The following is a 14,657-nucleotide window of genomic DNA, read 5'->3' on the forward strand; positions in this document are numbered from 1 at the left end:
ACGCCGCCACTCGGCCGTATCCTGGCGGCGTGACCATCCTGGACCGCCTGGGCGCCGAGAAGTACGTGCTGCTGACCACGTTCCGCAAGGACGGGCGCGCGGTGCCCACCCCGGTGTGGGCGGTCCGCGACGGCGACGCCCTGGCCGCCTGGACCGTCGTGGACTCGGGCAAGGTGAAGCGGATCCGGCGCAGCGGCGAGGTGACGGTCGCCCCGTGCGACCTGCGGGGCCGGCCGCACGGCGAGGCGGTGCCCGGCCACGCGACGATCTGCGGCCCGGCGGAGACCCGCCGGATCCGCGAGCTGCTGAAGCAGAAGTACCGGCTGGTGGGTCGGCTGAGCCTGCTGGGCAGCCGGCTGCGCCGGGGCGAGGGCGGCACGGTGGGCATCCGCATCACCCTGCCCGGGTGATGCGGGCGGGCCCGGAGACGGAACAGGGGTGGCGGACCGTCGGCCCACCACCCCTGATCTCGTACGTCTGAGAACTCCCGGCCGGTCAGTCCCCCTGGCGCTGCTGGGGGATCTGCCCCTGCAGCAGGGCCCGAACCTCCGACTCCCGGTAGCGACGGTGGCCGCCCAGGGTGCGGATGGCGCTGAGCTTGCCGGCCTTGGCCCACCGGGTCACCGTCTTAGGGTCGACACGGAACATCGACGCCACCTCGGCCGGTGTGAGCAGCGGCTCCGGTTCGTGCGTTCGCGATGCCATATCGGTCACTCCTCCACAGGTATAGACATCGGCCGGGGTCCCGCCGGCCGACGCGTCTCCCATGGTCCGGCTAGTCCCCGATGTCCGACATGGGCCGAACGGCCGAAGGTCCCTAGACGGACGGATGAACCATGCCCGATTTATACGACTAATACACCCCAGAAACTGCCTTATTCGGACTCATAATCACTGATGGTGATGCACCAACTACGAACAACCCTCGCGTCCGGCCCCCTTCCGGGGGTGTTCTGCGGCCACTTGGGCGGGTCTTCCCGCAGGTGGGGCTAGTTGCAGCGTTCGAGCAACTGGATCGCCCGCCACCGGGCCACCAGCCGGTCGTACGCCGCCGACGCCTCCTCCGACTCCCCCTTGGACAGACCGGTCAGGCCGGCCGCGACGAGCCCCGGGGAGTCGTCCGCCGCGAGGGTCTCGTCGTTGAGCAGATCGACCAGGCCGCCATAGTCCAGCTCCACCATCGAGCGCGGGTGGAACTCCTCCAGCCACCGCGCGGCCTCCTCGACCGCCTCGGTGATCGGGGCCTCCCCGACCGTCTTGCGCAGCACCGACAGCGCCCGGGACGCCCGGCGGCGGGCCTTCGAGATCTCCGTGCGGTACCGCAGCTCGCGCCGCCCCGGCCGGGTGACCAGCTCCCGCTCCTCGGCGTCGACCAGCACGAACCAGCGCAGCGGCACGCCCCAGGTCGCGATCTGCTCGTGCACCCGGGGCACGCCGTGCTCCAGCACCCGGGCACCGCTGCGCCAGTCCTCCACGACCGCCTTGGCCTGCCCGGCCAGGACCGACGGCACGAACGCGTCGGCCAGCACCGCCGGCACGCCGTCGCGCGCGCTCAGCGCGGCCTCGGCGACCCGGATGCGCAGGTTCCACGGGCAGACCAGCAGGGTGTCGTCGACCTCGAGGACGTACGCCTCCTCGGGCAGGTCGGGCAGGCGCGTCCAGCCCGCGCCCAGCGCCTCGATCACCGCGCTCCGCTGCCGGCCCGGCCCCTCGGAGGGGGCCACCGCCCGCCCCTCGGACACGTAGCGGCGCCAGAACGCCTGGCGGTCCCGGTCGAAGGCGGTCAGCGGCTCGTACACCCGCAGGTACGAAGCGAAGAGCGACGGCACTGCGCGATCCTCCCACGACACCCGACCCGGTACGCCCGCAGCGCCCCCGGATCGCGCCACGCCACGCGGCCGGCGCGAACGCGAGCAGGCGACTACGGCGTCGACCGATATTAGGCTCGGCACACCGGCACCATCCCGCCGGCGCGCCACCAGGTCCGCGTCCCACAAGGACGCACACCGTCACAGGAGTCAGCCATGGGCGTATTCACCAGCACCGACGACCCGTCATCCACCGGTCACGAGCAGGTGGTGTTCTGCCAGGACACCCAGACGGGCCTGCGGGCCATCATCGGGATCTACTCCACGGCGCTGGGCCCCGCGCTCGGCGGCACCCGGTTCTACCCGTACGCCAGCGAGGAGGCGGCGCTGGCCGACGTGCTCGCCCTATCCCGGGGCATGGCGTACAAGAACGCGCTGGCCGGGCTGGACCTGGGCGGCGGCAAGGCGGTCATCTGGGGCGACCCGGAGCAGCTCAAGAGCGAGCCGCTGCTGCGCGCGTACGGCCGCTTCGTCGAGTCGCTGAACGGCCGCTACTACACCGCCTGCGACGTCGGCACGTACGTCGCCGACATGGACGTGGTCGCCCGGGAGACCCGCTTCGTGACCGGCCGCAGCGTCGAGCACGGCGGGGCCGGCGACTCCTCGGTCCTGACCGCCTGGGGCGTGTTCCAGGGGATGCGGGCCGCGGCCGAGCACGTCTGGGGCGCGCCGACGCTGAAGGGTCGGCGGGTCGGCGTGTCCGGCCTGGGCAAGGTCGGCCGGCACCTGGCCCGGCACCTGGTCGACGACGGGGCCGAGGTGGTGGCCACCGACGTCGACCCGAAGGCCCTGGCCTGGGTGCGCGCCACCCACCCGCAGGTCGAGCTGGTCGACGACGCCACCGCGCTCGTCGCCGCCGACATCGACGTGTACGCCCCGTGCGCGCTGGGCGGCGCCCTGAACGACGACACCGTGCCGGGGCTGCGGGCGAAGGTGGTCGCCGGGGCGGCCAACAACCAGCTCGCCCACCCGGGCATCGAGAAGCTCCTCGCCGACCGGGGCATCCTCTACGCCCCCGACTACGTGGTGAACGCCGGCGGCGTGATCCAGGTGGCCGACGAGATCGAGGGCTTCAACTTCGACCGGGCCAAGCTGCGCGCCACGCGGATCTACGACACCACCCGGGAGATCCTGCGCCTCGCCGACGACGAGGGCGTCCCCCCGGCGGTGGCGGCGGACCGGCTCGCCGAGCGGCGGATGGCCGAGGTAGGCCGACTGCGGAGCATCCACCTGCGGTAAATGTCACACGCCCGGCCCGGAGCGACAACGCCCCGGGTCGGGCGGGCCAGTCGGGCACGGGCGAGCGGCGGGGGCGTTACGCTGAAATCGGGGTGATTCCTGCCCAACTGCCCGGTGTCACGGGTGATTCGGCGGCCACCCCTTACGCCGGTACAATCGGTGACGGCCGGATGACTGCGACGCGCAGAGCCGGCCTGCGGTAACCCGAGGTGCCGAAGGGCGGCATCCCCATGTACCGTAAGAGCCACGAGAGATGCCTGACGTCATCGGGGCCCGCCTTCGGGCTGCCCCGAATTCTGTGCGAGGGGGTCGAGCCATGGGGCGCGGCCGTGCTAAGGCCAAGCAGACGAAGGTGGCCCGGGAGTTGAAGTACCACTCCCCGAACACCGACCTCACCGCCTTGCAGCGCGAACTGGCGGGTGCTGGTAAGTCGAACCACGACTTCGACGACGACTACAAAGAGTATGTCGACGACGATGACGAGGACCACGAGGACCCGGACCCTTGGGTCCGTCCGGCCCGTTGACCTCCGGGAACCTCTGAGCACGCGGTAGTCCGCGTGCTCGTGCGTGCACCCGGGGGCCGACTTACCAACCGGGAATCAAGGATCTGCCCACCGGGCGTCGTTCCGGACGATCGGCAGATCCTTGATCCTCGGAGGCACACACCTCAGCGGGGCCGGTTGTTCCAGTTGTAGAACGTCGGGACGTTCTCGAAGTGGTTCCAGGCGCAGACCGCGCCGGCACCGTCGCCACCCGACGCCTCCGCACGCAGCCGGCGCGCGTCCTCCGCCTCCTGGAGCAGCGCGGCCAACCCCGCCTCGGCGTCGCGCACCCGCTCGGCGACCGGGTCCCCGACGTGCTCAGACGGCCCGCGTCCCGTGTTCTCGGGCATGGTCCAACACTCCCTCCAGTAAGTGGATCTTGCTGTTGCGGCAGTGCTCGGTCTCCGTACCGTCGAAACGCCCCAGCTCGAAGTAGCGGTTGGCGGCGTGCCCGCCCCCGCAGAAGCCGAAGTACGGGCAGGACCGGCGGCACGCCTCCACCCCGGCCAGGAACTCACCCACCCACGGGGTGCTGCGCGCGGCGCCCGCGACGATCTCGGCCAGCGGGGTGGCCAGCACGTTGCCGCTGCTGAAGTCGCCGTGCCGGGCATCGGTGAAGCCGGCCAGCTCCGGGCTGAGCACCACCACCGACCCGTCGTGGCCGACCGTGGGGATCGGGTCGAGCCGCCGGGGCAGCAGGCCGTCGGCCGTGCCGTCGAGGACCGCCGCCGCGTACCGCAGCGACCACTCCACCTCGCGCAGGTGGATGCGGGGGTCGCGGCGCCAGGCCGCCACCAGCTCCGCCCAGAACGCCCGCACGGCGGCCGCGTCGTGGGCGTTGCCCCGGGTGTTGACCCCCTCGGTCTCCTCGATGTTGACGCCCAGCACCTCGCAGCCCAGGTCGAGGAAGTAGGCGTACAGCTCGGCGGCCCGACCCGGAGTCGGGTCGTTCACCACCGCGAGGGCCGAGAACGGCAGCCCGTGCCGGCGCAGCGCGGCGATCCCGCGCACGATCCGCTCGTACGCCGGCCGGCCCGCCCGGGTCACCCGGTCGCCGTTGCGCCCGCGCGGCCCGTCCACGCTCACGCTGATCCGCACCCGGTGGGCGGCGAGGAACTCGCACCAGGCGTCGTCGAGCAGGGTGGCGTTGGTCTGCACGTGGTGCTCGACCCGGGGTCCGAACGGGCCGAGCAGCGCGGCCAGGTGCTCCCGGCCCGCCGCCAGCGGCTCCCCGCCGTGCCACACGACCGAGAACCGGCCGGCCTCCGCCCACGGGTTCACCGAGGCGGCGACGGCCTCGGCGACCGCGACCGGCATCCGCCGGTCCGCGGCCCGCAGCGGCAGGTAGCAGTACGCGCAGTCCAGGTTGCAGAGGGTGGTGGGCTGCATCACGACGTACGACGGGATCGGGGAGAGCCCCCGCATCCCGCCCACCGGCCGTTCCCGAGCAGCCATCGCCCTCCTTCCTGGCCCGAAGGGTGTCCTTCAGGCTAGGCGGCGACGGCCGCTCGGGTGAACCCCCGATCAGGTGCGCGGTTGATCAACGCTGAGTGATCGTCAGCCCCGGGTGTGCTGGCCCACCATCTGCACCCGGCCGGTGCCCTCGATGATCTCGCCGGCCTGCCAGGCGTCGACGCCCCGACCGGTCAGGGTGGCCAGGGCGCGGTCGGCGTCCTCGGCGGAGACGACGGCGAACATGCCGATGCCCATGTTGAAGGCCGCCTCCATCTCCTGGTCCTCGATCCGGCCCTTCGACTGGATCAGGTCGAAGATGGGCTGCGGCTTCCAGGTGGCGCGGTTCACCACCGCATCGACGTGCTCCGGCAGGACGCGGACCAGGTTGCCGGGGATGCCGCCGCCGGTGACGTGGGCGATCGAGCGGACCTCGGCCTCGGCGATCAGCTTGAGGCAGTCCTGGGCGTAGATCTTGGTCGGGGTGAGCAGCTCCTCGCCGAGGGTGCGCTGGCGACCGAAGTCGTCGATCACCACGTCCAGCCGCATCCGGCCGGCGCCCAGCAGCACGTGCCGGACCAGGGAGTACCCGTTGGAGTGCAGGCCCGAGGAGCGCATGGCGATGACCACGTCGCCGACCTCGACCCGCTCCGCGCTGAGGATTTCGCTCTCCTCCACCACGCCGACGCCGGTGGCGGAGACGTCGTACTCGTCCGGGCGCAGCACGCCGGGGTGCTCGGCCGTCTCGCCGCCGAGCAGCGCGCAGCCGGCGTAGCGGCAGCCGTCGGCGATGCCCGCCACGATCTCGGCCACCTTGTCGGGGACGACCTCGCCGGTGGCGATGTAGTCGAGCAGGAACAGCGGCTCCGCGCCGCAGGCCACCAGGTCGTCGACGACCATGGCGACCAGGTCGATGCCGATCGTGTCGTGGATGTCGAGCTGCTGGGCGATCACCAGCTTCGTGCCGACGCCGTCGGTCGAGGAGGCCAGGATCGGGCTCCGGTACTTCTTCGTGTCCAGCCGGAACAGGCCGGCGAAGCCGCCCAGGTCGCCCATGACCTCGGCCCGGCGGGTCTGCTTCACCTTGGACTTGAGCAGCTCGACCGCGCGGTCACCCGCCTCGATCGAGACGCCGGCGTCCGCGTACGAGACCGAGCGTTTGCGCGCCGCGCGGCCGGTGCCGGCCGTCCAGGGCTGGCGGTCGCCGCCGGCGCCGGTCGGGCTGCTTCCTGTGCCGCTGCGCTCGGACACGTGCGTCACGGTTCTCCCCTTTTGTGGTTCTCGCGGAGTCCGGCGGTGGCCGGTCGGCCCGCATCGGGCGGTGCTATGGGCGGTGTGCGGTCGCGCCGCCCTGGGTGGCGACGAGCGGTGGGGTGGCGCGCCCTGGGGCGTCGTCCGGGGCGTCGGCGACCCGGCGACCCACTCCTTCGAGCACGTGCTTGCCGATCAGGTTCCCGGCGGGCAGCTCGATCGGGTACTCCCCGTCGAAGCAGGCCCGGCAGAGCCGGGTCTTCGGCTGCTCGGTCGCGGCGATGAGGCCGGACAGCGAGACGTAGCCCAGCGTGTCCGCGCCGATGGAGCGCCGGATGCCGTCGTTGTCCAGGCCGTTGGCCAGCAGCTCCGCTCGGGTGGCGAAGTCGATGCCGTAGAAGCACGGCCAGTTCACGGGCGGGGAGGAGATCCGTACGTGGACCTCCAGCGCGCCGGCCTCGCGCAGCATCCGCACGATGGCCCGCTGGGTGTTGCCGCGCACGATCGAGTCGTCGACGACGACCAGGCGCTTGCCCCGCACGTTCTCCCGCAGCGGGTTGAGCTTGAGCCGGATGCCGAGCTGGCGCAGGGTCTGCGACGGCTGGATGAAGGTCCGGCCGACGTACGGGTTCTTCATCAGGCCGGCGCCGTAGGTGATGCCGGACTCCTCCGCGTACCCGATGGCAGCCGGGGTGCCGGACTCCGGCACCGGGATGACCAGGTCGGCCTCGACCGGGTGTTCCTTGGCGAGCTGGCGGCCGATCTGCACCCGGGCGGAGTGCACGTTGCGCCCGGCGATGGTGGCGTCGGGGCGGGCGATGTAGACGTACTCGAAGAGGCAGCCCTTCGGCTCCGGCGCGGCGAACCGGCTGGAGCGCAGGCCGTCCTCGTCGATGGCGATCAGCTCGCCCGGCTCCACCTCGCGCACGACGCTCGCGCCCACGATGTCCAGCGCGGCCGTCTCGCTGGCCACCACCCAGCCGCGCTCCAGCCGGCCGAGCACCAGCGGACGCACGCCGTGCGGGTCGCGGGCGGCGTAGAGCGTCGACTCGTCCATGAAGACGAAGCTGAACGCGCCGCGCAACCGGGGCAGCATCTCCATCGCGGCGGCCTCGACCGAGAGGTCCGGCCGGGCGGCCAGCAGCATGGTCACCAGGGAGGTGTCGTTGGTCGCGCCGTCGGCCACCAGGCCCCGCTCGGCGACCTCGCGCTGGAGCTCGGCGGTGTTGACCAGGTTGCCGTTGTGGGCCAGCGCGATGGTGGTGCCCGCGCTGGTGGACCGGATGGTCGGCTGGGCGTTCTCCCAGGTCGAGCCGCCGGTCGTCGAGTAGCGCGCGTGCCCGATCGCCAGATGCCCCCGCAGGCTGGCCAGGGTGGGCTCGTCGAAGACCTGCGCCACGAGGCCGAGGTCCTTGTAGACCACCACGCCGGAACCGTCGCTGACCGCGATCCCCGCGGCCTCCTGTCCCCGGTGCTGGAGGGCGTAGAGCCCGAAGTAGGTGAGGTTGGCGACCTCTTCCCCGGGCGCCCAGACGCCGAAGACGCCGCAGGCGTCCTGTGGGCCGGGTCGTTGGGGGTCAAGGTCGTGGCTCAGCCGGCCGTCGCCTCGGGGCACCTGCCGCTCCCTCATGCTGGTCTGGGCTGGCCGGGCGGGGATCAGGGGGCGATCCGCGCTGCTCGGCCGGGACCATGGTCGTCACCTGACAGTGTACGCGAATCGCTGTCGATACAGAAAGTCACGATTCGCCTCCGTTCGGTGATCAGATGTCGGATTCGTCGACGGAGCGGAGCGGAAGGTGTGCGGAGAGGTCCGCCCGCCCGCCGCTGGCCCGCACACGGCCCGCGCCGACCGCCTCCGCCCAGCTCAGTCGGCCCGTCGCGACCTCCAGCCAGGTGATCGGGTCCAGCTCGACGACGTTCGGCGGGGTGCCGCGGGTGTGTCGGGGACCGGAAATGCACTGAACTGCACCGTAAGGTGGGACGCGCACCTCCACCGATCGGCCGGGGGCACGCTCCGTGAGGGCGGTCAACAAGGTACGGACCGCCTCCCGCAGCACGGGCCGATCGGGCGTACGGCCCTCGGCGAGCGCGGCGAGCGCTGCGGCAACCGCTGCGGACTTTATGTGCGGAGAGGACACGACGGGACGATACGACCCGGCTCCGGCGCTTTCGACGCTGGCCCTGGGTCGCGCCGATCCGGTCAGACAAGGCATAGTTGCCGACGGCGTATTCGAACCGTGATGAATCCGGGCCCGGCGCCTCGCCGGGCCGGGGAAGTCAGACCGGAAGGCGGTGGACGTGTCAACACACCGACGTGCCTGGAAGCAGCGGGCGGGTGTGGTCGTGGCGCTGATGGTCGGCGCCCTGCTGGCCGGCCCCGCCACACCCGCGCTGGCCGCCGGCGTCTCCGTCTCACCCGGCTCGATCAACCTGAACGCCGGCAGTGACGCCACCGTGGCCGTGCAGGTCACACCCGGCGAGGGCGACCAGACCGCCCGGATCAGCCTGACCGGGCTGCCGTCCGGGGTGAGCTGCGCGAGCGGCTGCGGCCAGATCAGGTTCATGGGGCAGGCCCCGAGGCCCCAGCTTCTGACGATCAAGGCGAGCGACGGCGCGCCCAACGCCGGCGGGGCCACCGTCACCGTCCAGGTGGTGCCCGACAACTCCGACTCCGCCACCGCGACCTTCCAGGTCAGCGTGAAGGCGAAGGCCGAGCCGACGCCGACGCAGCAGCAGACGCAGACCGTGCGGTCGGTCTCCGGCAAGGTCGTCGCGGCGGCCAACGGCGAGGCCGTGTCCAGGGCCACGGTGATGATCCAGGACGGCGCCGGCCACCGCTACGAGACCACCAGCGACGGCAGCGGCAACTTCCGCTTCACCGGCAGCTCGGAGCGGCCCATCACCCCGGGTCGCATCGACCTCGGCGCGATCCAGGGCTCGGTCAGGAACACCACGTCCTTCAACGCGAGCGCCGGCCAGAGCGTGACCGGGCAGCGGATCAGCCTCGCGGTCAAGGTCGAGGCGAGCCCCAGCCCCACGCCGTCGGCCAGCGAGGAGCCGCTGCCCAGCGAGGAGCCCTCCGACGAGGAGGAGGTCGTCGAGGACACCACCGAGGCCAGCCCGGGCGTGCCGCAGAACGCCGCCGCCGAGGATGAGGACTCCGGCGGCTTCGGGAACTGGCTGCTCATCCTGCTCGGCGGCCTCTTCGTGGCGGTCGGTGTCGGCACCATCGTGCTGCTCTGGATGCGCCGCCGGGAGAACGGCGGCGACGCCGCCGCCGACGACGACGGCTTCGGCGGCGCCGCTGCGGCGGCGGGCGCGGTCCCGGCCGCGCGGGGCGCGTACGGCGGGTTGGACGACAAGACCCGGGTGGTCGACCGGCCGGGCGCGGGGCCCGATCCGACGATGGTCGGCGGCACGTCCCTCGGCGACGCGCCGACGATGATGCACCGGCCGGTCGTCGACGACGTCCCGCCGGATCCCTACGGCGCACCCGAACCGTACGGCGCGGACGGCGGGCAGCAGGGCGGCTGGTCGGGCGGCGGCTACGGCGACGAGACCCGGGCCGGCTACGGCGCGGCCAGCGGGTACGGCAGCGCCCCGGCCTCCGGCGGCGGCTACGGCGCGGGCGGCTACGGAAGCGACTCCCCCGCCTCGGGCAGCGGCTACGGCAGCGCCTCCCCGAGCGGCGGCTACGGCGACGCGCCGGCCTCGGGGAGCGGCTACGGCAGCGCCCCGGCCTCCGGGAGCGGCTACGGCAGCGCGCCCGCGTCCGGCGGCGGGTACGGCGGCGCGGGCAGCTACGGAAGCGACGCCCCGGCCTCGGGCGGCGGCTACGGCAACCGCGACTACGGTGCCTCCGCCGGCGGATACCAGGGGCAGGGCCAGGGCGGCGGGTACGGCGAGCGCTACGACGAGCCGACCGGTCGGTACACCGGCGAGGGCACGTCCTCGTACACCCCGCCGGCCGACCCGTACCCGACGAGCACCTACCAGGCCGACCAGGGGCACGGCTACGGGCAGCCGGACACGCAGTACGGCGGCCGGGGCGGCGAGCCCGCCGGCGGCGGCGGGTACGGCCAGCAGGGCGGCTACGAGGCCGGCCAGCAGGGCGGCGGCTACGGCGGCCAGTCCGGCGGCTACGGCCAGTCCGGCGGCTACGGCCAGTCCGGCGGGTACGACCAGCGGGGCGGCTACGAGGCCGGCCAGCAGGGCGGCGGCTACGGCGCCGGGGGCTACGGCGGCCAGTCCGGCGGCTACGGCCAGTCCGGCGGGTATGGCCAGGAGCCCCCGCAGCAGCGCGGCGGCTACGACGAGCCGACCAGCTACGAGCGGCAGCAGGGCGGCGGCCACTACGACGACCGCACCCAGACGGACCGGGGTCGCCCCGACGGCCCGCCGCAGCAGGACCGTGGCGGCCGGCGGTTGGACTGGCTGGACGACTGACCGCCCGCGGGCCGATTCGTCGCCCGCACCCGAACGACGAGAGAGCGGCTGCCCGATCCGGGCAGCCGCTCTCTTCCCTTCCGGCCCCGGCTCGCCTGCCGGCGGAGCACCCTGTGACCGACGCAAGGTCGGGGCGACGGGACTCCGCCAAGGGGTCGGGCGTCCGAAGCGCGCCCCGGGTCGGGGCGAGGCCGCTCAGGCGGCGGAGAAGACGCCCTGGCGCAGCACCGGGACCACCGCTGATCCGCCGGCCTGAACGGCGATCTCCACGTCACCGGCGAAGCCGCCCTCGATGAGTTCCCGCCCCGAGACGCAGCCGCGCACGGCGGCCGACACGTCCGGGGTGCTGGCCAGCGCGGCGAGTGCCATCGCCGCCTCCACCGACAGGCCGCCGGGTACGCCGGAGAGCGCGTCGAGCACGCACGCCGCCCCGAGCTGGTCCTCCACGCAGGGGCGCAGCGAGCCGTCCGGCCAGCGCTCCCCGGAGGCGACCACCCCGATCGGGGCGTCCACCGACCCGTACCCCCGGTCGGTCAGCCACCGCCCGACGGCCTGGGCGTTGCGCAGGCACGCGGCGACCACCGGCAGCCCGGTGGCGCTGGCGGCGGCGCTGATCGCCGACCCGTTCGGTGACGGCAGCACCAGGTCGGCGACGACCGGCGCGGTGCTCAGCGCCGCCGGGGAGAGCGACCACGGGTGCTCCGGGGTCGTCTGCCGGCGGCCCACCGCGGCGACCGCGCCGACCCGGCGCGCGTACTCCGCCGCCTGCGCGCCCCAGGGGAACGGGTGTACCCGCATCCCCCGGGCGACGGCCACCTCCACGGCGGTGGTGAACGAGAGCACGTCCACCACCACCAGGATGGCGCAGACCCGGCCCAGCTCCGCCGCCCCGCTCAGCCCCCAGTCGAACCGGGCACCGGAGGCGGGTTGGGCGAAGACGGCCGGGCTCACCGCCTCAGCGCTGATCGGGCCGGGCGTCACCCGGGCCGGCCTCGGCGGGCTCCGCAGCCCGCTCCGCCTCGGTCGGCTGCCCGGTTACGGGCGCGTCGACCGGGGCGGGTGCGTCGACCGGAGCCAGCGCGTCGGCGGCCTCCGGCGCGCCGGGCGTGGCCTGCTCGCCCTCGTCGGTCACCGGCACGGCCGCAGCCGCATCCCGTGCGCCCGGGAAGCCGGCATCCGCGACCGGGGCCGCCTGCGCCACCGGAGCGTCGACGACCGCGACCGCGGCGTCGGCCTGCGTGACCGGAGCGTCGACGTCCGCGTCGGCCTGCGCGACCAGGGCGTCCGCCTGCCCGCCCGGAGCGTCGGCGTCCGCCACCGGAGCGCTCGCCTGTGCGACCGGGGCGTCCGCCTCCGCCAGCTCGGAGTTGCCGAAGAGGCGGGGCAGCGTCGCGGTGTGCGCGGCGCGCAGCTCGTCCAGGCCGATGCGGAACTGGCCGTGCACCTCCAGGGCACCGCCGGCCGGGTCGGTGATTCCGATGGCCTCCCACGGAACCCCGTGCGCGGCGCAGAGCGCGGTGAACGCCTTCTCGTGGCCGCGCGGCACCGACACCAGCACCCGCCCGGCCGACTCGCTGAACAGGAAGACGAACGGCATCGAGCCGCCGGCGAACTGCTCCGGCACCGCGACGACCGCGCCGACGCCCCGCCGCAGGCAGGACTCGACCAGCCCCTGGGCGAGCCCGCCGTCGGAGAGGTCGTGGGCGGAGCTGAGGTGCCCGACCCGGCCGGCCTCGGCCAGCAGCTCGGCCAACTGCCGCTCGCGGCCCAGGTCGACCTGCGGCGGGATGCCGCCGAGGTGCTCGTGGGTCACCCACGCCCACTCCGAGCCGGAGAGCTCCACGTGCGTCTCGCCGAGCAGGAAGAGCTGGTCGTGCTCGCCGGCGGGGCGCGGGACGAAGCCCATCGGCACCCGGGCGGCGACGTCGTCCAGCACGCCGAGCACGCCCACCACCGGGGTCGGGTGGATCGCCGCCGCGCCCGTCTGGTTGTAGAAGCTGACGTTGCCGCCGGTCACCGGGATGCCCAGCTCCTGGCAGCCGTCCGCCAGGCCGCGCACGGCCTCGGCGAACTGCCACATCACGCCCGGGTCCTCCGGGGAGCCGAAGTTGAGGCAGTTCGTCACGGCGATCGGCTTCGCGCCGGTCACGGCCACGTTCCGGTACGCCTCGGCCAGCGCCAGCCTCGTGCCGTGGTACGGGTCGAGGCGGGCGTACCGGCCGTTGCCGTCCAGCGACAGGGCCACGCCGAGGCCGGTGCGCTCGTCGATGCGGATCACGCCGGCGTCCTCCGGCTGGGCGAGCACGGTGTTGCCCAGCACGTACCGGTCGTACTGCTCGGTGACCCAGCCCTTGTCGGCCAGGTTCGGCGACGCGATCATGCGCAGCACGGTCTCGCGCAGCGCCTCCGGCGTCGACGGCCGGGGCAGCGTCTCGGCCCGGTCGGCCTGGAGCAGGATCAGGTCGGCCGGCTCGCGCATGGGGCGGGCGTAGACCGGACCGTCGTCGACCAGGGAGCCCGGCGGGACGTCCACCACGAGCTGGTCGCGCCAGGTGACCACCAACCGACCCGGCCGGCCGTCCGGCGACGGCGCGGTGACCTCGCCGATCGCGGTCGCCCAGACGCCCCACTTCTCGGCGGTCTTGAGCACCGCCTCCAGCTTGTCCGGGGCGACGACCAGCAGCATCCGCTCCTGGGACTCGCTGGCCAGGATCTCCTGCGGCTCCATCGATGCCTCGCGCAGCGGGACCCGCTCCAGCCACACCCGCATGCCGGTGCCGGCCGACGCGGCGGTCTCGGTGAGCGCGCAGGTCAGGCCCGCGCCGCCCAGGTCCTGGATGCCGACGACCAGCTCGGCCTCGTACAGCTCCAGGCACGCCTCGATGAGCAGCTTCTCCATGAACGGGTCGCCGACCTGCACGGACGGGCGGCGCTGCTCGCTGCCCTCGTCGAAGGTGGCGCTGGCCAGCACCGACACGCCGCCGATGCCGTCCCGGCCCGTCCGGGCGCCCATCAGCACCACGACGTTGCCGGGGCCGGTGGCCTCCTTCTTCTGCAGCCGGTCGACCGGCAGCACGCCGAGGCAGAGCGCGTTGACCAGGGGGTTGCCCTGGTAGCAGGGGTCGAAGACGACCTCGCCGCCGATGTTGGGCAGGCCGAGGCAGTTGCCGTAGCCGCCGACGCCGGCCACCACGCCGGGCAGCACCCGGCCGGTGTCGGGGTGGTCGGCCGCGCCGAAGCGCAGCGGGTCCATCACCGCGACCGGGCGGGCGCCCATGGCGAGGATGTCCCGGACGATGCCGCCGACGCCGGTCGCCGCGCCCTGGTACGGCTCGACGAAGCTCGGGTGGTTGTGCGACTCGACCTTGAAGGTCACCGCCAGCTCGTCGGAGACCCGGACGACGCCCGCGTTCTCCCCGATGCCGGCGAGCAGCCGGTCGCTCGGCGGGGCCTTCTCGCCGAACTGGCGCAGGTGCACCTTGCTCGACTTGTAGGAGCAGTGCTCGCTCCACATGATCGAGTACATGGCCAGCTCGGCCTGGGTGGGCCGCCGGCCGAGGATGTGCCGGATCCGGTCGTACTCGTCGTCGCGGAGGCCCAGCTCGGCGTACGGCTGAAGCTCGTCGGGGGTCTCCACGGCGCGCGGCACGGTGTCGAGGCCGTGCGCCCAGTCACCGGCCGGCGCGGACTGCGCGTGCCGGGCCTGGTCGGGGTGGCGGGCCGGCTCCGCGCCGGGCCGGTCCGGGTCGACCGGGCCGGGCTGCGACGCCACGGGGGCCGCGAAGGGCACCGCCGGGGAGTCGCCCGGGGTCGGGCGTACCGCCGGGTCCGGATGGGTGGTCATGACCTCTCCTCGC

General features: G+C 73.8%; 13 protein-coding genes. 4 read left to right on the forward strand and 9 right to left on the reverse strand.

Annotated features, from left to right (window positions below; all coding sequences use genetic code 11):
• Positions 1-29: 29 nt before the first annotated feature.
• Positions 30-410, forward strand: coding sequence for a PPOX class F420-dependent oxidoreductase (locus tag LPU43_RS04355; protein ID WP_229398905.1), 381 nt, complete (start codon positions 30-32; stop codon positions 408-410).
• A gap of 85 nt (positions 411-495) precedes the next feature.
• On the opposite strand, the gene LPU43_RS04360 is transcribed toward LPU43_RS04355, so the two are convergent.
• Both LPU43_RS04360 and LPU43_RS04365 read right to left on the reverse strand, forming a co-directional pair.
• On the reverse strand, positions 496-705 hold the full coding sequence (locus LPU43_RS04360; protein WP_007073996.1) for a BldC family transcriptional regulator: 210 nt from the start codon (positions 703-705) through the stop codon (positions 496-498).
• A 284-nt stretch (positions 706-989) separates the two neighbouring features.
• Entirely contained in the window at positions 990-1,829 is an 840-nt protein-coding gene (locus tag LPU43_RS04365; protein WP_229398906.1) for a DUF8083 family protein, read from the reverse strand.
• A gap of 195 nt (positions 1,830-2,024) precedes the next feature.
• On the opposite strand from LPU43_RS04365, the gene LPU43_RS04370 reads away from it, so the two are divergent.
• Positions 2,025-3,107: a Glu/Leu/Phe/Val family dehydrogenase gene (locus tag LPU43_RS04370; protein WP_229398907.1), complete on the forward strand. Its 1,083-nt coding sequence runs from the start codon at positions 2,025-2,027 to the stop codon at positions 3,105-3,107.
• 316 nt (positions 3,108-3,423) lie between these two features.
• Complete coding sequence (locus tag LPU43_RS04375; protein WP_229398908.1) at positions 3,424-3,633, forward strand: DUF3073 domain-containing protein; 210 nt, start codon at positions 3,424-3,426, stop codon at positions 3,631-3,633.
• 143 nt (positions 3,634-3,776) lie between these two features.
• Here LPU43_RS04375 and amcA read toward each other — a convergent pair whose 3' ends face one another.
• The 5 genes from amcA to LPU43_RS04400 all read right to left on the reverse strand — a co-directional run bounded on the left by amcA (position 3,777) and on the right by LPU43_RS04400 (position 8,492).
• Entirely contained in the window at positions 3,777-4,001 is a 225-nt protein-coding gene (gene amcA, locus LPU43_RS04380) for a multiple cyclophane-containing RiPP AmcA (RefSeq protein WP_229398909.1), read from the reverse strand.
• Complete coding sequence (gene amcB / locus LPU43_RS04385; RefSeq protein WP_229399322.1) at positions 3,970-5,076, reverse strand: cyclophane-forming radical SAM peptide maturase AmcB; 1,107 nt, start codon at positions 5,074-5,076, stop codon at positions 3,970-3,972. The genes amcA and amcB overlap by 32 nt, the downstream gene beginning before the upstream one ends.
• Positions 5,077-5,208: 132 nt before the next feature.
• On the reverse strand, positions 5,209-6,363 hold the full coding sequence (gene purM, locus LPU43_RS04390; protein WP_229398910.1) for a phosphoribosylformylglycinamidine cyclo-ligase: 1,155 nt from the start codon (positions 6,361-6,363) through the stop codon (positions 5,209-5,211).
• A gap of 64 nt (positions 6,364-6,427) precedes the next feature.
• Complete coding sequence (gene purF, locus LPU43_RS04395) at positions 6,428-7,969, reverse strand: amidophosphoribosyltransferase (protein ID WP_229398911.1); 1,542 nt, start codon at positions 7,967-7,969, stop codon at positions 6,428-6,430.
• Between the two features lie 145 nt (positions 7,970-8,114).
• Positions 8,115-8,492, reverse strand: coding sequence for a sterol carrier family protein (locus LPU43_RS04400; protein ID WP_229398912.1), 378 nt, complete (start codon positions 8,490-8,492; stop codon positions 8,115-8,117).
• A 160-nt stretch (positions 8,493-8,652) separates the two neighbouring features.
• Here LPU43_RS04400 and LPU43_RS04405 point away from each other — a divergent pair, with 160 nt between their 5' ends.
• Complete coding sequence (locus tag LPU43_RS04405) at positions 8,653-10,800, forward strand: carboxypeptidase-like regulatory domain-containing protein (RefSeq protein ID WP_229398913.1); 2,148 nt, start codon at positions 8,653-8,655, stop codon at positions 10,798-10,800.
• Between the two features lie 195 nt (positions 10,801-10,995).
• Here LPU43_RS04405 and LPU43_RS04410 read toward each other — a convergent pair whose 3' ends face one another.
• On the reverse strand, positions 10,996-11,751 hold the full coding sequence (locus LPU43_RS04410; RefSeq protein WP_229398914.1) for a 2-phosphosulfolactate phosphatase: 756 nt from the start codon (positions 11,749-11,751) through the stop codon (positions 10,996-10,998).
• 4 nt (positions 11,752-11,755) lie between these two features.
• A complete protein-coding gene (gene purL, locus LPU43_RS04415) occupies positions 11,756-14,644 on the reverse strand; it encodes a phosphoribosylformylglycinamidine synthase subunit PurL (protein WP_229398915.1) in 2,889 nt (962 codons plus the stop codon).
• Positions 14,645-14,657 lie beyond the last annotated feature (13 nt).

The organism is Micromonospora okii (genome assembly GCF_020884795.1).
Taxonomy (GTDB): Bacteria; Actinomycetota; Actinomycetes; order Mycobacteriales; family Micromonosporaceae; genus Micromonospora; species Micromonospora okii.